Origin of the sequence: Dyella sp. 2YAF14 (assembly GCF_052114725.1) — a bacterium.
Lineage (GTDB): Bacteria > Pseudomonadota > Gammaproteobacteria > Xanthomonadales > Rhodanobacteraceae > Dyella.
The window spans coordinates 357084-374761 of sequence record NZ_JBFRFH010000003.1 but is presented as its reverse complement, the minus strand read 5'-3'; the positions used below and the strand labels follow the sequence as shown (position 1 = coordinate 374761).

At 64.0% G+C, this 17678-nt stretch carries 13 protein-coding genes; 7 read left to right on the top strand and 6 right to left on the bottom strand.

Annotated elements, in window-relative coordinates; genetic code table 11:
* Positions 1-51 precede the first annotated feature (51 nt).
* A complete protein-coding gene (locus AB4Y82_RS07845) occupies positions 52-1290 on the top strand; it encodes an OprO/OprP family phosphate-selective porin (RefSeq protein ID WP_441602301.1) in 1239 nt (412 codons plus the stop codon).
* Positions 1291-1406: 116 nt separating this feature from the next.
* On the opposite strand, the gene AB4Y82_RS07840 is transcribed toward AB4Y82_RS07845, so the two are convergent.
* The 5 genes from AB4Y82_RS07840 to AB4Y82_RS07820 form a co-directional block, all read right to left on the bottom strand.
* The gene (locus tag AB4Y82_RS07840; protein ID WP_441602300.1) at positions 1407-2840 is read right to left on the bottom strand and encodes an amidohydrolase family protein; all 1434 of its coding nucleotides are present in this window, start codon (positions 2838-2840) and stop codon (positions 1407-1409) included.
* A 54-nt stretch (positions 2841-2894) separates the two neighbouring features.
* Positions 2895-4187, bottom strand: coding sequence for a thiolase family protein (locus AB4Y82_RS07835; protein ID WP_441602299.1), 1293 nt, complete (start codon positions 4185-4187; stop codon positions 2895-2897).
* 30 nt (positions 4188-4217) lie between these two features.
* On the bottom strand, positions 4218-4706 hold the full coding sequence (gene msrB / locus AB4Y82_RS07830; protein WP_441602298.1) for a peptide-methionine (R)-S-oxide reductase MsrB: 489 nt from the start codon (positions 4704-4706) through the stop codon (positions 4218-4220).
* A gap of 82 nt (positions 4707-4788) precedes the next feature.
* The gene (locus AB4Y82_RS07825) at positions 4789-5163 is read right to left on the bottom strand and encodes a TraR/DksA family transcriptional regulator (RefSeq protein WP_441602297.1); all 375 of its coding nucleotides are present in this window, start codon (positions 5161-5163) and stop codon (positions 4789-4791) included.
* A 101-nt stretch (positions 5164-5264) separates the two neighbouring features.
* A complete protein-coding gene (locus AB4Y82_RS07820) occupies positions 5265-7703 on the bottom strand; it encodes a TonB-dependent receptor plug domain-containing protein (RefSeq protein WP_441602296.1) in 2439 nt (812 codons plus the stop codon).
* A 379-nt stretch (positions 7704-8082) separates the two neighbouring features.
* On the opposite strand from AB4Y82_RS07820, the gene fusA reads away from it, so the two are divergent.
* Complete coding sequence (fusA, locus tag AB4Y82_RS07815) at positions 8083-10212, top strand: elongation factor G (RefSeq protein WP_441602295.1); 2130 nt, start codon at positions 8083-8085, stop codon at positions 10210-10212.
* Positions 10213-10247: 35 nt separating this feature from the next.
* Here fusA and AB4Y82_RS07810 read toward each other — a convergent pair whose 3' ends face one another.
* Positions 10248-13316, bottom strand: coding sequence for a sensor histidine kinase (locus AB4Y82_RS07810; RefSeq protein WP_441602294.1), 3069 nt, complete (start codon positions 13314-13316; stop codon positions 10248-10250).
* A gap of 224 nt (positions 13317-13540) precedes the next feature.
* Here AB4Y82_RS07810 and AB4Y82_RS07805 point away from each other — a divergent pair, with 224 nt between their 5' ends.
* From AB4Y82_RS07805 to AB4Y82_RS07785, 5 genes are all read left to right on the top strand, one after another.
* Entirely contained in the window at positions 13541-14173 is a 633-nt protein-coding gene (locus AB4Y82_RS07805) for a response regulator transcription factor (RefSeq protein WP_441602293.1), read from the top strand.
* Between the two features lie 204 nt (positions 14174-14377).
* The gene (locus AB4Y82_RS07800) at positions 14378-15031 is read left to right on the top strand and encodes a hydrolase (RefSeq protein WP_441602292.1); all 654 of its coding nucleotides are present in this window, start codon (positions 14378-14380) and stop codon (positions 15029-15031) included.
* A 27-nt stretch (positions 15032-15058) separates the two neighbouring features.
* Positions 15059-15337 carry a DUF1427 family protein gene (locus tag AB4Y82_RS07795; protein ID WP_441602291.1) on the top strand — a complete coding sequence of 93 codons (279 nt, stop codon included), beginning with the start codon at positions 15059-15061 and terminating at the stop codon, positions 15335-15337.
* The gene (locus AB4Y82_RS07790; protein WP_441602290.1) at positions 15334-17214 is read left to right on the top strand and encodes an amidohydrolase; all 1881 of its coding nucleotides are present in this window, start codon (positions 15334-15336) and stop codon (positions 17212-17214) included. The genes AB4Y82_RS07795 and AB4Y82_RS07790 overlap by 4 nt, the downstream gene beginning before the upstream one ends.
* On the top strand, positions 17199-17663 hold the full coding sequence (locus tag AB4Y82_RS07785; RefSeq protein ID WP_441602448.1) for a DoxX family protein: 465 nt from the start codon (positions 17199-17201) through the stop codon (positions 17661-17663). The genes AB4Y82_RS07790 and AB4Y82_RS07785 overlap by 16 nt, the downstream gene beginning before the upstream one ends.
* The last annotated feature ends 15 nt before the right edge of the window (positions 17664-17678 follow it).

The following is a 17678-nucleotide window of genomic DNA, read 5'->3' as shown; positions in this document are numbered from 1 at the left end:
TGCTCTGGCGCCGATTGGACAGCATGTTTTTACTCGTTGGGAGGCGAGACCATGAATCCAGCCCTGTCCGCAAAGACCGCCGTCACCTTGCGTCGCGCACTCGCCGTCATGGCGATCGCCTGCGCCTGGCCGGTGTGTTGTCTCGCGGACAACTATGACTTCTACAGCAACTGGCCCACGCACGTGACCGCATCCGATGGCACGGACTTTGGCTTGGCCGTGCTTTATCAGTACGACGTCAATCAATTCTCCAACGACGCCGGCAAGTTCGAAGACGCCAGTACCAACCGGCGTCGCTATCTGGGTTTCTACCTGCGCAAGCCGGGCGTGTACGACGCCATCGTGCAATACGACTTCCAGGCCAGGCAGTGGGTCGATACCTTCGTGCGTTTTCGCAGCAGCGGCGTGATCGGCGAGGACATCGGCAACTTCCGCTTCGGCTATTCGAAAACGCCGGTGGGTTTCGAAGGCGTGACCAGTTCGTCCGCCACCACGTTTGTCGAAACCGCCTTGCCCACGCAGGCCGTGTGGGAAGGACGTCGCGCGGGTTTCGACTGGGCCTGGGTGAGGCCGCATTTCATCCTCAACGTCGGCGACTATTTCTGGCGCAAGGATTTCGACGGCAACAATCCGGGGCGCACCTGGGCTGCACGTGCCGCGTGGATACCGCTCAACAAGCCCGGCCATGTCTTGCACCTGGGCCTGTCCGCGTCACGCGAAAAGCTCGATTGGGCCGACGAGGGCTCGGTGCCGCCTTCAGCCCGGCTGCGCGCGCGGCCGGAAGATGGCCTTTCGCCCGTGCGTCTGGTGGATACCGGCAATCTGCCCTATGGCAAAAGTGTCGATCGCCAGGGCTTAGAGGCACTGTGGATCCAGGGGCCTTGGTCGCTGCAGGGCGAGTATCTGCAGGCGCAGGTGGATCGCAGCAATGGCAAGCCCAATGTCGAGGTGAACGGTTTCTATGTGTTCACTACCTGGACGCTCACCGGCGAGTCGCGCTTCTACAGCGACGGCAACGTGGCCGACCGTCGCTACAACGGCCGCGACCTGCAGGCGGTGCGACCGACACACGCCTGGGGCGCGGTGGAGTTGGCGGTGCGCTATAGCGAGCTGGATCTCAATGATGGCGCCATCACGGGCGGCAAGGAACACGATTGGACGGCCGGCGCGAACTGGTATATCGGCGAGCACCTGAAGTTCCAGGCTAACTATGTGTGGGCCTTCAGTGATCGGGGCAGGCTGCAGGTGAATCCGCGCATTTTCGAGATGCGGGCGCAGGTTTATTTCTAAGGCTGTTCAAGCCTTGCGCGCACTCTCATTGTCGTCGTTCCGGCCTACGCCGGAATGACTGGCAGTGGGGGCCGCGGTTTGCCACCGGCGCCCGGATGGGCGCCGGTGATACAAACTCAATGCAGACCCACGCTATCGCGCGTCGCGTCAAAGATCTTCTGCGTGTCGTAGCCCACGCCATTCTTGAACACGAGCGGCATGTGCTCGATATCGGCCACGTGCTTGGCCGGGTCGCCATCGATCACCACCAGATCAGCGCGCTTGCCTACGGCGAGGGTGCCGACGTCGCCGTCGCGGCCCAGGTATTTCGCGCCGTTGGAGGTGGCGACTTTCACCGCCTGCTCGACACCGAAGCCTGCCTCCACCAGCAGTTCCACTTCGCGCTTGGACGAATAGCCCGGCACCACGCCGCCGTAGCCGGTGGGATCGGTGCCGGCGAGCAGCAGGCCGCCGGCGTCGGCGTATTGCTTCTCCATGCGGGCGAGCTTGAGGTAGGTCTCCGGCGTCATGCGCGCCTTGGACCCCTGCACCTTGTTCCAGGTGGCTTCGTACTGCGCACGCACTTCCGGCAACATCAGGTCGAGCGCACCCTGCGGCGCCTTGGGCCGGTTCGGCACGAAGGTTTCGAATACGGTGAGCGTGGAGGTGAGCGCCACATGGTGGTTGATCATGTCGCGCATCAGCAGCTTCACGTCAGCTGACCTTGGATCGACGGCGGCCAGCGAGTCGTTGACGCCGGGGCTCTTCGGGCACTGGTCGGGCTGCTTGTCCTTGACGAAATCGCTGGCGACGAAGAAGCCGTGCTCCAGGTTGTCGATGCCCATGTCCACCGCTTCGCGATACGTCACCGAGCACAGATGCGCCGTCACCTTGGCCTTGTGCTCGTGAGCGGTATCGATCACGCGCTTCAGTTCATCGCGGGTGATCTGCATATAGGCCTTGTACGAGGTGACGCCTTCGGCCGACCAGTAGTTGACGGTGCGTTCGGCATCGTCCGGACCGCTCAGCACGTGCACGGCGGGAATGGGCAGGCCCGGGCCGTTGAGGTAGGGGCCGGTCACGTCCATGTCGGGACCGATCACGGTGCCCTTGGCGATGGCGTCGCGCACGTTGATGTCGGCATAGGGCATCATCGAGCCGGCCGTGCGCATGGTAGTCGTGCCACCGGCGAGATAGAGGCGCGGGAAGCTATAGCTCATCTCATTGTATTCGGCGCCGCCGGCCGGATAGAACATGTGCTCGTGCACCATCACGAAGCCCGGCATCAGCGTCTTGCCCTTGGCGTCGATCACCTTGGCATCCTGCGGCAGCTTCACCTTGCTGCTCTTGCCCATGGCGACGATACGGCCATGGTCGATCACCAGCGTCTGATCGCGCGCGGCCTTGGCGCCCGTGCCGTCGATCACGGTGGCATGGGTGAAGGCGATCAGCGGTTGATCGTAAGCGACGAAGTCCTGGTCGCTCGCAGGCTTGGTATCGGCGGCCGATGCGCTGGCTGCGCATAGCAGGCCGGCAATGGCGACGGTGAAAAGCGAACGCTGCAATGCCATGGTGCTCCCCCTGTCAAAAGTGGGAGCATCGTAGCAAGCAGCGTTGCCGATCGGTCAGCCTGCTTCGAGTAGCGCCACCGTGCCCTGGCCACCATCGGCGCAGATGCTGACAATGGCCAGGGTGCCCGCAGGTTGCGCCGCGAGCTCCTTCACTGCCTGGCTGAGGATGCGAGCACCCGTGGCGCCGAAGGGATGGCCAATGGCCAGGCTGCCGCCATTGGGATTGACGCGCTCGCGCGGGAACGGTCCGAAGTCGCGGTCCACACCTGCTTTGCGCGCGAGAAACTCGCGGCTTTCCAACGCAGCCATGTGGAACAGCACCTGCGCGGCAAAGGCTTCGTGGATTTCCCAGAGGGCCACGTCGTCATAACGCAGGTTGTGACGAGCCAGCAGCTTGGGTATGGCGAATGCCGGCGCCATCAGCAGGCCTTCCACGCGGAAGTCGACCGCGGCGATTTCCCAGTCGACCAGCTTGACGCGCGGCACATGCGAGGGAATGCGATCGAGGCCTTTCTCGCTGGAGACCCACAAGCCGGCGGCGCCGTCCGTGAGCGGCGACGAATTGCCCGCGGTCAACGTGCCTTCCCCGGTCGTGCGGTCGAACGCCGGCGGGAGCTTGGCCAGTTTCTCCAGCGTGCTATCTGCGCGCGGAATGCTGTCGCGACGGAAGTCGCCCACCGGTATCACCAGGTCATCGAAGAAGCCACTGTTCCAGCCCGCTACGGTGCGCTGGTGGCTGCCGAGCGCCCAGGCGTCTTCATCTTCGCGGCGCATATGCCAGTCTTTGGCCGTGATCTCGGTGTGCTCGCCCATGCTCAGGCCCGAGGTGCGATTGACGATGCCCGGGATGTACAGGCGAACGTCGCCCGGCTTCAGCGTGAGTGCATGCGAAACCTTCTCGCCCACCGAGCGTGCTTTCTGGAATTGGCGGATCCAGTCGGAAAGGCTTTGCGGCAGACCCAGCTGGATGCGGCTGAGGCTGTCCACGCCGCCGACCAGGGCCAGCTGCAGGCTGTCGTCGTCGAGCATGCCGGCCGCTTCGATCATGCCGATCATGCTGGTGGAGCACGCCATGATGGTGGAGAACGCCGGGATCGTCGCCGGCGCACCCGCGTCCATCAGCACTTCGCGCGCGATGTTGCTCCAGGTGAGGTTGGGCACCACCGCGCCCCAGGCCGCGAAATCCGGACGCTTGCCCTCGGGCAGGCTGGCCAGCATGTGCTGCACCACGGGCACCGACAGCGCGATGGCATCGTGCGAGGCCAGCGCGCCATCCACTTTGGAGAAGGGCGTGCGTACACCAGAAGCAAGCCAGACGGGTCGGCTGTAACGCGACTTCAAGGGCATGGACGTGTCCTGATGGCGGGGGTAAAGGAGTCAGCTGGCGAACAGGTTCCACACGGCGCCTTCAGGCGCGCCGCGTCCCAGCTTGTCTGGCAGCGGGTCGGTGGCGGCGACGAACTCCAGCGACACCGAGTTGATGCAATAGCGCTGGTGGGTCGGCGGCGGACCGTCGTCGAACACGTGGCCCTGGTGACTGCCGCAGCGGGCGCAGCGGATTTCGGTGCGCACCATGCCGTAGCTGCTGTCGCGCACATAGGCCAGATGCGTCTCGTCGAACGGCGTGGTGAAGCTCGGCCAGCCGGTGCGGCTGTCGAACTTGTTGCCGGCCAGGAACAGCGGCAGGCCGCACAGCCGGCAGCCGTAGACGCCCGCGCGCTTTTCGGACAGCAGCACGCCGCAGAAGGGCGACTCGGTGCCATGGTCCAGCAGCACCTTGCGCTCTTCCGCCGTCAACTTGGCAGCCAGTGCATCGAACTGAAGCGGGGTGGGAGGGGACAGGTCGAACGTGGGACGACTGCTCACTGCGTGCTCTCCTCGATGAACCCACGGGCATTGAATGCCCGAACGCCCTGAAGATCGGGGCGAACGCGGCGGGCTCAAGGGGTCAGCGGCGCTCGCGGGCCTGTTCTTCCTGCACCGTGAGCACGGATTCCGGGGCCGCTTCCAGCCGGGCCTTGGGGATGGGATCCCCGCTGATGTCGGAGTAACCGTAGGTGCCGTCGTCGATCTTCTGCAGGGCGCGCTGGATGTTGTTCACGCGTTGCTCGTCCACGTCGTGGGTGGCCTGGCGCACTTCTTCCTGGGCCAGGTCCTGCGCGGAATCCTCGAACTCTTCGGCCTCGTCACCGTGCTCCTCGGTAAAGGCGCGCTTGCGTGCATTGACGTCCAGTTCACCGCCCAGCACCTGCTGCCGCAGCGCCTCCAGGCGCTTGCGTTGCTGTGCGATGAACTCGGGGGTGAGGTGTTGTTGGGCGGCCATGGGTGCGACTCCGTCGGGGAGGATTATCCGGTAGCTATCGCACAGGTTTTGTTCGTGCGCGGTGAAGGCACCGGCCCGTGGATCGGGCCGGTGCGCAGGCGTCACCAGCGGTAGGCCACCTTGCCGTAGACATAGGCGCCATTGAAGCCGAACGGCGAAAACACCGAGTACGGCATGGTGCCGCTGTTGTCGTTGGCGTGGATGACGCGGTCAGGGTAGGTATTGAGCACGTTGTCGCCGCCGACGGTGAAGGTCCAGCGGTCGAGGCTGTAGTTCACGGCCAGGTCGAGTATCCATTTGGCGCCGAACGTCTGGTCCAGCGTGGCCGTGGTGGAGTTGTAGGACACGAAGCTGCCGTAGCGCGTCAGCGTGCCGTTGAAGCTCCAGCGGCTGAGGTTGTAGACCTCGTTGATGATCAGCTTGCTGCGCGGCGTGGTATCGGCCAGCAGGCCGTACTGGTCGCGCCGGTCGATGCGCTTGAGGTTCACCCCCAGCTGGTTGAGGATCGCCGGATTGGCCTTGATGTCGGTGACCTTGTTCTTGTTGTAGTTGTAGCTCACCGTGCTCTGCAGCGAGCCGGCATCGCCGAAGTCGCTGAGATAGCTCGCCACCAGGTCCACACCGCGCGTGCGGGTGTCCACCGCATTGGTAAAGTACGCGATGCCGCTGTAGTTGGTGTTGGTGATGCCGTTGGCCGCGAGATACGCCTGCACCGCGGGCGAGGTGGTGGCGAGGTTGCTGGACAGGGTGATGCGGTTGTCGATGTTGATCTGGTAGATGTCCACGCTCAGGTTGAGCGCATCGAGCGGATTCCACACCGCGCCGAAGGTGTAATTGTGCGACTTCTCCGGTTCCAGCGGTTGGGCGCCCAGCAGCGTGCCAACCGGGCTGTTCACCGGTACCAGGCCGGTGTTGTAGATGCCTGGCGGCAGCTGCAGCGAGTTACCCGCGCCGTAATAGAGCGACGAGGTATACGAATAGTGCTGCTGCGCCAACGACGGCGCGCGGAAACCGGTGGACACGCTACCGCGCAAGGCGAAGCGATTGGTGAAGTCAAAACGGCCGGCCAGCGCGCCTGATGTGGTGTTGCCGAAGTCGCTGTAATCCTCGTGGCGCAAGGCGAGCGACGCGCCGAAGCGATCCGTGAGGTTCGATTCCAGGCTCACGTATTCGGCTACGTCGTGGCGACTATAGGAGCCCGCATCCGTCGGCTGGTAACCGCCAAAACCCTGGGCGCCGCCGGACACGCCCGAGGTGCCGGTGTACCAGGAGGTCAGGTCGCCCGCATCGATCTCATAGGTCTGGCGCAGGTATTCCGCGCCGAACGCCAGCGTCACCGGGTTGGGCAGCCAGCTGGTGGAGAATTCCCTGGCAATGTCCACGTCGAACGACTGCTGGGACGAGTTGAGGATGCCGTCGTGGAACTGGGTGGGGCTATAGCCAAAGTCATGCAGGAACGCGCGATTGACGCTGTTCTCGGTGGCATACGACACGCGGTTGCCGCCGTAATTGCCGCTCACGTCCCAACGCCAGCCGCCATCCGTTTTGCCGCGTACGCCGATCACCAGCGAACGATCGGTGGAGTCCGCGTGTTCCAGCGGCAGATAGCCGTTCGGATAGAGCGACGGCACCGAGTTGCTGTTGGCCAGATTGCGGAAGAACGCAGGCGAGGTGGTGTTGCGCTCGCTGTAGTGACCAAAGGCGTAAAGCTGCACGTTTGGCGTGAGGTCGAACTGCGAGTTCAGGAACAGGTTGTGATCCTGCACCGCCGGGTCACCGTAGCGCTGGGTAGTGCCTTCCGAAGGGCGCGTGCGGTTGGGCTCGGCCCGGTTGGTGTAATCCTGGTTGCCGTCCTGCAGCGTGAAGCGTATCCATCCCTTGTCGCTGAGTGGAATGCCGAAGTTGGCCGAACCCTGCCATTGGCGACCATCACCTGCGGAATACTGGCCACCGGTGACGTCCACTTCGCCGCCTTGGGCGCCTTTCTTCAACACGATGTTGATCACGCCCGCGATGGCATCGGAGCCGTACTGCGCGGAGGCGCCATCGCGCAGCACTTCGATGTGATCCACCGCGCCAATGGGAATGGTGTTGAGGTCCACTGCCTGCGAACCGCGGCCGAGCACGCCGTTGGTGAGCAGGATCGCGCCAGGATGCCAGCGCTTGCCATCGACCAGCACCAGCACCTGATCCGGCGAAAGGCCACGCAGCTGAGCCGGGCGTTGCGAGTCGGCAGTGTCGGCGGCCGAGGGGCGCGGGAAGGTCAGCGACGGAATGATGCGCGCCAGTGCGGTAGTCAGTTCCGTGGTGCCGGTCTGCTTGAGCGTTTGCGCCGAGACGACGTCGATGGGTGTGAGCGAGCTGCTCTCGGTGCGGTTGTCGGCGCGCGTGCCGGTGACGATGACAGTGCCGAGCTTCTTCGCGCTTTCAGTGGACGGCGGTGGGGCGGCGTCCTGCGCGGAGGCTTGCGAAAGGATGGAAAGCAGTGCAACGGCGAGGACGCTAGGCGCGGCCTTCAGGCCGACGGAATTCTTAGGCATGCGACGTAATTCCCCAGTCAAAAAACACAGTGATGCGATGCAGCAATCGCAGGCTAACGGCGATTGTTTGCGCGAGTCAACAGCGGTATAGACGTCCAAACATGTCCAATGACATTTGCTGATTTGCTCATGCCGTGGCGTCATGAGCATGCCTGTGCGACGCCGTCCTGGCGGCGCGGCGGACGGGCGTTCCGGCGCGGCTTTAGGCCGGGTTTTCACCTAGGCTTGCGCGGGTGATTTCGCAAGTGGCTGATTACATGGGTTTTCACGCAACGTTGATGCTTGGCTGAACGACCCTATATCGGGCGGAGCGCTGGGCACCTGTCGTGACGGGTGGCGTGCCTGGTCGGATTGCACCTTTTCATCAAGGCAGGACCCCATGGCACGCAAGAAGTCGCTTGAGCTGTATCGCAACATCGGCATCATCGCGCACATCGATGCCGGCAAGACCACCACGACCGAGCGCATCCTGTACTACACCGGCAAGAAGCATCAGATCGTCGACGTGCACGACACCAAGGACGGCAAGGGTTCCACCACCACCGATTATCTGGAACAGGAACGCAAGCGCGGCATCACCATCCAGTCGGCGGCGGTATCCACCGAGTGGAAAGGTCACCAGATCAACTTGATTGATACGCCGGGACACGTCGATTTCACCATCGAGGTGAATCGCAGCCTGCGCGTGCTCGACGGCGCGGTGGTGGTGTTCGACGGTGTGGCCGGCGTGGAACCGCAGACCGAAACCAACTGGCGCCTGGCCGACCAGTACAACGTGCCGCGCCTGTGCTACGTCAACAAGATGGATCGCACCGGTGCGAGCTTCGAACACTGCGTGAAGGGCATCCGCGAGCGCCTTGGCGCCAGTGTGCTGCTGTGCCAGGTGCCGCTGGGCAGCCACGACGAATTCGTCGGCATGGCCGACCTGGTGGCTGGCGTCGCCTATCTGTGGAAGGGCGACGACAAGGACAGCCCGTGGGATACCGTGCCGCTCAACGAAGTGGCGAGCCGCGTGAAGTTCAGCACGGCGGCCGACCAGGCGTGGGTGGACAACCTTGAAAAGCTGCGCCACGAGACGCTGGAATACGCGCTGGCCATGGACGACGCTGCGTTCGATCGCCTGATCGAAACGGGCGAGTTCGATCCGGAAATGTTGAAGCAGTGCATCCGCAAGGGCTGCGTGTCCGGCAAGCTGGTGCCGGTGTTCTGCGGCTCCTCGTATCGCAACAAGGGCGTGCAGCAGCTCCTGGACGCGGTGATCGACTATATGCCGTATCCCGGCGAGAACGGCGGCATTGCGCTGGTGGACGAGGACGGTCACGTCACCGGCGAGCAGGGCGTGATCGATGAAGCGCCGGCGCGCGCGCTCGCCTTCAAGGTGATCAACGACCAGTTCGGCACGCTTACGTTCTGTCGCGTGTATTCGGGCGTGATCAAGAAGGGCGACACCTTGCAGAACGTCACCCGCGGCAAAAAGGAACGCATCGGCCGCATCGTCGAAGTGCAGGCCAACGCGACCAGGGAAATCGACGAGGTGCGCGCGGGCGACATCTGCGCATTCGTGTCGTTGAAGGAAACCGAGACGGGCGACTCCTTGTCCGATCCTGCGCATCCTGCGCTGCTGGAACGCATGCGCTTCCCCGATCCGGTGATCAGCGTGTCGGTGGAGCCCAAGACCCGCAACGACATCGACAAGATGTCCGCGGCGCTCTACAAGATGGTGAAGGCCGATCCGTCGCTACGCCTGGAGATGGACAAGGAAACCGGCCAGACCGTGCTCAAGGGCATGGGCGAGCTGCACCTGGAGGTGACCATCGACCGCATGCGCACCGAGCTGGGCGTGGACGCCAATATGGGCAAGCCCAAGGTGAGTTTCCGCGAGGCCTTTGGTCGTACGGTGGAACACACCTATACGCACAAGAAGCAGTCGGGTGGTTCGGGCCAGTTTGCCGAAGTCACCATGATTTTCGAGCCGCAGGAGTCGGGCAGCGGCGTGGTGTTCTCCGACGAGATCGTCGGTGGCCGCGTGCCGCGCGAATACATCCCCGCCGTGGAGCACGCCGTGAATGTGGAGTCGCGCGAGGGACAGATCGCCGGCTACGAGGTGGTGGACTTCAAGGCGCGCCTGATCGACGGCAAGTTCCATGACGTCGACTCGTCGGCGCTGGCGTTCGAGATTGCCACGCGGCAGTGCTTCCGCGAGGCACAGCGGCTGAGCAAGCCCAAGCTGCTGGAGCCGGTGATGCGGCTGGAAGTGGTCACCGAGGCGGACTACCTCGGCGATGTCATCGGCGACATCAACCGTCGTCGCGGCACCGTAAGCGACCAGGGCCAGAAGGGCACGCAGGCTTTCGTGCAGGGCTTTGTGCCGCTGGCGGAAATGTTTGGCTACATCAACTTCCTGCGCTCGGCCACGCGCGGGCGCGGCACCTTCACCATGGAGTTCGACCACTACGAGGAAGTGCCTGCCAACCTGGTGGACACCTTGATGGAAAAAGAGTCGAAGTAGAGGCCTCGCTGGTCACGCCGTGGAGCGAATGGCGCTCACGGCGTGACGGGTCGGTCAGTGCTGCGGCGCTCGTCCCTGGTCGCGCGGTAAGCCGCGCGGCACGGGACGCTCAGCAACCATTGCGTGCCATGCGGGTCGCGCTGCCGCAGCGATAACTTGGCGCCGAGTCGTTCCGCGCGCTCGCGCATGCCGACGATGCCCCAGTGCCCGGCGTCCACCGCTGCTCGCACTGTGGCTTCATCCAGGCCGCTGCCATCGTCCGCCACGCGCACACGCAGCCAGCGTGGCTGGTGATCCACGTGGACCTCCACCTGGCGCGCTTCGGCGTGGACGAAGGCGTTGCGGATCGCCTCGCGGACGATATCGATGATTTCATCGCGCGCGCTGGGCAGCAGGGCGCGCGGCTCGCCTTCGGCGCTGAGTCGGAACCTCACGCCCGGGTACAGCGAAGCCAGGTCCTCACCCACCGCGAGGATCGACTGAACCGGTTCATTGTGCTGCGGTTCGTCGCCGCGCAAGGCGATGATCTTGTCGCGCCCTTCGATCACCATCTGCCGGGCCTGCTCGATGGCGGCGTTGAGTACATCGGCCTGCTCTTGATCGGGTACTGGACGCGACATCAGCGCCTGCAGGCGCAACAACAGGCCCTGCACGCCTTGCAGCAAGGTATCGTGGATTTCCCGGGCGATGCGCTCGCGCTCGTTCATGCGCTCCATCAACTGCAGGCGCACACGATCGGCCGCCAGCCGGGTTCGCCACAGGAAGAACACGGCGACCAGGCTGCCAAGGACGACGGCGCACGACACATAGAACCACCAGGACTGGTAGAACCACGGCGCAATGCCGAGGCTGATCTCCGCCCCTTGAAGGTTCCACACGCCGTCGTCGTTGGCGGCAATCACATGGAATCGGTAATTGCCGGGATCCAGGTTGGAATAGAACGCCTCGCGGCGATTGCCGACGTCCTGCCAGGCGGCGTCGACGCCATCGAGCCGATAGCGAAAGCGCACGCGATCGGGAATGGCCAGGCTTGTCGCGCTGTATTGCACCTGCAGATTGGTCGTGCCCTTGGGCAAGACGATGCGTTGGCCTGCGGCGTAGCGCCGGCCGTTGGCAATGATCGCGGTGATCGCCACCGGCGGCGGCAATGGATTGTTGAAGGGCTTGGAGGGATCGATCCACGCCGGCCCCTGGTTGGTGAGAAACCAGAAACGATTGCGACCGTCCACGGCGGTGGTCGGCAGGATGGCGCCTTGCTTGGCGATGCCAGGCAGGCCGTCGCGCAGATCGAACAGACGATAGGCCGGTTGATGGTCCGATCGTTCGAAGCCGGCGGTGACTTCGTCAGATTCGATCCGCACGACGCCCTTGCCGGTATTGAGCCACAGGTCGCCATTGGCGGTGCGCACGATGCCCGTGATGCCGCTGAAGGTGTCGTTGTCCTGCACCGGCATCGATGCGAGGCGGCCGTCGCGCAGGCGCGCCAGCCCTTGCTCTCCGCCGATCAGCAGGTCGCCGGCGTCGACCACGATGGCGGTGATGGTGCCCACGTGCAGTCCGTCGCCCGCGCTGTAGAGATGCGCGCCTTGCTCGTCGATGCGCACCAGGCGGTCGCCTGCATAACCGATCCACACGTCGCCATGTTCGCCACTCGCCAGCGCCGTGGGTGTTTCATCGGCCAGCGCGGGCAGGGGCACCACGCGTTGCCATTGTCCCTGTTTGAGTTGGTACAGGCCGTGCTCGGCCAGTGCCAGCCAGGGGCGATCGTCGCGATCGATCGCAAACGCGCTTGCCCGCGTGAGATCGGGCGATACGGGCCATTCGATGGTGGCCAGGGTCTTGCCGTGCAACTGGTAGAGCCGATTGCGCCCCACCATCCACAATGCGCCTGCACGATCGAACTGCATGCCGTCGATGTCGTGCAGGTCGGTGCGCACCACCTGGTCGCCGTGGGCATCGAAGCGGTAGAGCGTTCCGCCGTTCGCGGCCCATACGGCGCCGGTCGCGTCAGTGGCCATCGCGTAATTGGCCGCAGCGCCCAGCGTGATTTGTCCGGGCACCTGGAAGCTGTTGCGGTGGAAACTCACCAGGCCCAGGTTGGTGCCTGCCCATATCGTTCCTTCCATGTCTTCGACCAGGGGGACGACGCGTTCGGACACCAGGCCGCTGCTGCGCCCGATCAGTTCAGTGAGATCCTGCGCGCGCAGCGAGCGGCCGCTCGCAAGCGGCGCCAGCGATGCCACGCGATAGATACCGTTGCGGTCGACGCAGGTGCCCCAGAGATTGCCGTAACGGTCGAACAGCAGGCGATTGGCCCAGGCGAAATCCGTGTCGCCAGGAGCTTCGGTCGGTGTGCTGGTGGGACGCGTAGCGGTGAGGCCGGGCAGGGCGCGCGTGCCATGCAGATGATCGGAAAGCCACAACGTGCCGTCGGGCGCCTGCGCCACGATGGCGTACTTGGAGACCGCCTGGTCGGTGCGCTGGAAGCGATGCTCGCCCGGTCGCAGGAACATCAGCGCTTCGCCGGTGGTCACCCACAAGGTCCCGTCGCGGGACACCATGAGCCAGTCGGCGCGTTGCGCGGGATAGCTCCATGCATCGCCCACGGTTTGCCATGCGCGACCGTCGAAGCGGGCGAGTCCGCCTTCGGTGGCTGCCCACAGGGCGCGGTCGTCGGTTTGCGCAAAAGCCAGCACCATGCCGGCGGGAAAATCCTTGCCGGCGCCATAGTGATGCAAGCGGCCGCCGCGCAGCATGCTGGCGCCACCGTAGTAGAAGCCGATCCACATCGAGCCGTCGGGCAGGGCGGTGAGCGCGGTGATGTTGTTTGAACGGAAGCGTTCACCGGGCAAGGGCTGGAAACGCTCGAAGCGAGAGCCGTCGAATCGATAGAGCCCGCTGCCTGTGCCCAGCCAAAGATAGCCGTCCTTGCCTTGGGCCATGGCCCAGATATCGGCAGGCGTGGTTGCCTCGGTGGTCCACAGGCGGCGGCGAAAGCCGGGCGAATCCTCAGCGTGCGCGCAGGCGGCGAACACCAGCCATAGCACCACGCCGGCCAGTACAGCACCACGACGCGCGAGTTTCCGCCATCCGAGCATCGTCATAGGTTTCCGTGGCTGGCGCGCAGGCGGCGAAATCCAGCTGCGACAGGCGCAGCATATCGCCGCACGTGGCGCGGCCATAGGTGTCGCGCAATGAACACAGAATCACCCGATCGGGCATTGATCGGCACCGCGCATTGCAGGCTATAGTTGAAGCTGCAAGCCCGGACAGATCTCCCGCAGCCGTCCTGGGAGGCGCGAGCAGCCACGTGTCGAGGGACCATATCGTGACAGTTGATGCGACACGCATCCGGGTCCTGATTGCGGACGATCACCCGATCATGCGTGATGGCATCGTCGCGGCCATCGAAAGTGCGCAGGACATGGAAGTGGTGGGGCAGGCCGCCGACGGGGCGGAAGCGATCGTGCGCTATCGCGAACTGCATCCGGACGTGGCGCTGATCGATCTGCAGATGCCGGGCGTGGATGGGCTCCAGGCCATTTCCACCTTGGGCGGCGAATTTCCGGATGCGCGCATCATCGTGTTGACCTCGTATCCCGGTGATGCGCGCGTGAAGCGTGCACTCACCTTCGGCGCAAGCGCCTATCTGCTGAAGACGGCTACGCGCGACGAGATCCTGGCCGGCATCCGCACCGTGATGGCGGGTCGTCGCGTGATGGCCGCGGAAGTGGCCGGGGATATTGCCTCCCACGCCTGGGCGGAAATGCTCAGCGACCGTGAGCTCGCCGTGCTGCGTTTGGTGGCCACGGGGCATACCAACCGGCGCATCGCCGACATCCTGTGCGTATCCGAAGACACCGTGAAAGCGCGCCTGAAGAACATCATGATCAAGCTGGGCGCGCTCGACCGCACGCATGCGGTCACCCTGGCGCGCAATCGGGGTTTCTTCGACAACTGAAGTGGTGACACGCACGAAACAGTGCGTGCCTGCGATGGTCCGGGACGTACGCGCTTACCTGATTGGGTAGCCCACTTTTGCCGCGATTGGGGTATTCATCGACTGCCCGATGAGAACAATGGGTGTAGGGCGGAAGTCATCCGTTCGCCCGCGCCATGTCGAACGTCATCTCATCCCACGCCCCGCCGCACTGGAGTATCCCCCATGTCCCTCAACGCGACCCCCACGCCTGGCAAACAGTTGATCAATCCGACGGATCACGCCTTGATCCTGATCGACTTCCAGTCGCAGATGTCCTTTGCCACGCATTCCATCGACGCCATCGTGTTGCGCAACAACGCCGCCTTGATCTCGCATGCGGCGGCAAGCTTCAAGGTGCCGACCATCCTCACCACGGTGGCGGAGAAGAGCTTCTCGGGCCCGATGTTCAGCGAGATTACCGACGCATTCCCGGGCCAGGCTCTGCTGGACCGCACTTCCATGAATACCTGGGAAGACGCGGCCGTGGTCAAGCGCGTCAACGAGATCGGCAAGAAGCGCCTGGTGCTGGCGGGTTTGTGGACCTCCGTGTGCATCGTCGGTCCGACGCTGTCGGCGATCGATCAGGGTTTCGAAATCTACGTGATTGCCGATGCCTGCGGCGACGTTTCGACCGAGGCACACAACCGTGCGATGGAGCGCATGATCCAGGCAGGCGCGCGGCCGATGACCTCGCTGCAATACCTGCTGGAACTCCAGCGCGACTGGGCGCGTGCCGAGACGTACGACAGCACCACCGGCATCGCCAAGCATTTCGGCGGTTCGTATGGCCTGGGCGTGATCTATGCCAAGACCATGTTCGGTGCACACGAAGGTTGATCGTCGTCGTTGTCCTGGAGCATGGCCATGAAAATCTATCTGATATCGCTTGCTGCCGGCATGCTGGTCGGCGTCATCTACGGCTTGCTGCAGGTTCGTTCGCCAGCGCCGCCCTTGGTGGCTCTAGTGGGTCTGTTGGGCATCCTGCTGGGTGAGCAGGCGCCGCCGCTGGTGAAGACCTTCATGCATCGCCAGGCGACGACAACCGCCTGGCTGCACAATCAGGTGAAGCCGCATATGTGCGGCGAGTTGCCAACCGCGGACAATGCCGGCAACAAGCCCGCCAAGAAGGAGCTGCAGTCATGACGGCCGTCGACAAGTCGCCTGACCTGATCCTTCACGGCGGTCGTTTCACCACGCTCGATCGGGGCCAACCCGAAGCCGAAGCCGTGGCGATCGCCGATGGCCGCTTCGTGGCCGTGGGGCGTGCTGCCGAGATCATGCCGCTGGCCGGCTCGCGCACGCGCGTGATCGATCTCAAAGGACAGCGCGTGCTGCCGGGCCTGATCGACAACCACCTGCACATCATTCGTGGCGGCCTCAACTACAACCTGGAGTTGCGCTGGGACGGCGTGCGTTCGCTGGCGGATGCGATGGCCATGCTCAAGCAGCAGGTGGCGATCACGCCGGCGCCGCAATGGGTGCGCGTGGTCGGCGGCTTCACCGAGCACCAGTTCGCGGAGAAGCGGCTGCCGACCATCGACGAACTCAATGCGGTAGCGCCGGATACGCCGGTATTCCTGCTGCATTTGTACGACCGTGCCATCTTGAATGGCGCGGCGCTGCGGGCCGTCGGCTATACCAAGGACACGCCCGAACCGCCTGGCGGGCAGATCGTACGCGATGGCGCGGGCAATCCCACCGGGTTGCTGCTGGCCAAGCCGAACGCGGCCATTCTCTATGCGACTTTGGCGAAGGGCCCCAAGTTGCCGTTCGACTACCAGCTCAATTCCACGCGGCACTTCATGCGCGAATTGAATCGCCTGGGCGTGACGGGCGCCATCGATGCGGGCGGTGGCTTCCAGAATTATCCCGAGGATTACGCTGTCATCGAAAAGCTGGCGTCGGAAAATCAGCTCACCATCCGCCTGGCTTACAACCTGTTCACCCAAAAGCCCAAACAGGAAAAGGACGATTTTCTCCGCTGGACGAGCACGTCAAAGTACAAACAGGGCGACGACTACTTTCGCCACAACGGCGCCGGTGAAATGCTGGTGTTCTCGGCCGCGGATTTCGAGGACTTCCGGCAGCCACGCCCCGACATGCCAGCCGAGATGGAGGGCGACCTGGAGGAAGTGGTTCGCGTGCTCGCCGAAAACCGCTGGCCGTGGCGCATGCATGCAACTTACGACGAAACCATCAGTCGCGCGCTGGATGTGTTCGAAAAGGTCAATCGCGATATTCCGCTGCAAGGGCTCAATTGGTTCTTCGATCATGCGGAGACCATTTCGGAACGCTCCATCGACCGCATCGCCGCACTCGGCGGTGGCGTTGCCGTGCAGCACCGCATGGCTTACCAGGGCGAGTATTTCGTCGAGCGCTACGGTCCGGGCGCCGCGCAGGCGACGCCGCCGGTGAAACGCATGCTGGAGAAAGGGCTGCGCACTTCGGCGGGTACGGATGCCACGCGCGTGGCGTCTTATAACCCGTGGGTGTCGCTGGCGTGGCTGGTGACCGGCAGGACCGTCGGCGGCCTCGCGCTGTATCCGCGCAGCAATTGCCTGGATCGCGACACGGCGCTGCGCATGTGGACGCAGAACGTCACCTGGTTCTCCAACGAGGAGGGCAAGAAGGGTCAGATCAAAGTAGGGCAACTGGCCGACCTGATCGTGCCGGATCGCGATTTCTTTGCCTGCGCCGAGGATGATATTGCCGATACCACCTCGCTGCTTACCATCGTGGGCGGCCGCGTGGTCTACGGCAGCGGCGACTACGCATCGCTCGAAGAGGTGACGGTGCCGGCCGCCATGCCGGACTGGTCGCCGGTGCGCACTTACGGTGGCTATGGCGCATGGGCACAGCAACGCCAGGCACAGCCGGCGATCACGCAGGCCGCATGCGGCTGCAACCACGGTTGCGGCGTGCATGGGCACGATCATGCCAACGCATGGTCCAGCCGCTTGCCGGTGTCTGATCTGAAATCCTTCTGGGGCGCGCTAGGTTGCGCGTGCTGGGCGGTGTAGCCATGCGGGCTTTTTTGACATCCACCCATTGGGCCGGGCGACTCGCTGCTCCGTGGGTACGCTGGCTGGCCTTGCTGGGGCTTTGCGCGGCCTACCTGCAGGGCGGTTTGCAGAAGCTCTGGGGCTTCGACGCCGCCGTAGCTGAAACGGCGCACTTTGGCATGACGCCCGCCGGGCCGATCACCGTCGCCGTGATCGTACTGGAGCTCGGTGCCTCGCTGGCCATACTTTCAGGTAAGGGGCGTTGGCTGGGCGCCTTGTTGCTGGCCGTCTTCACGCTGGCTGCAACCTTTATCGCCAATCGTTTCTGGTCCGTGCCCGAGGCGGAACGATTTGGCGTGACGAACGCTTTTTTTGAGCACCTCGGATTGGTCGGCGGGTTCCTGCTCGTCGCGTGGTACGACCTGCGCGAACGTGCAACGCTGGCCGCGGCACATTCTCATCCCTGAACTCCCAAGGACTTT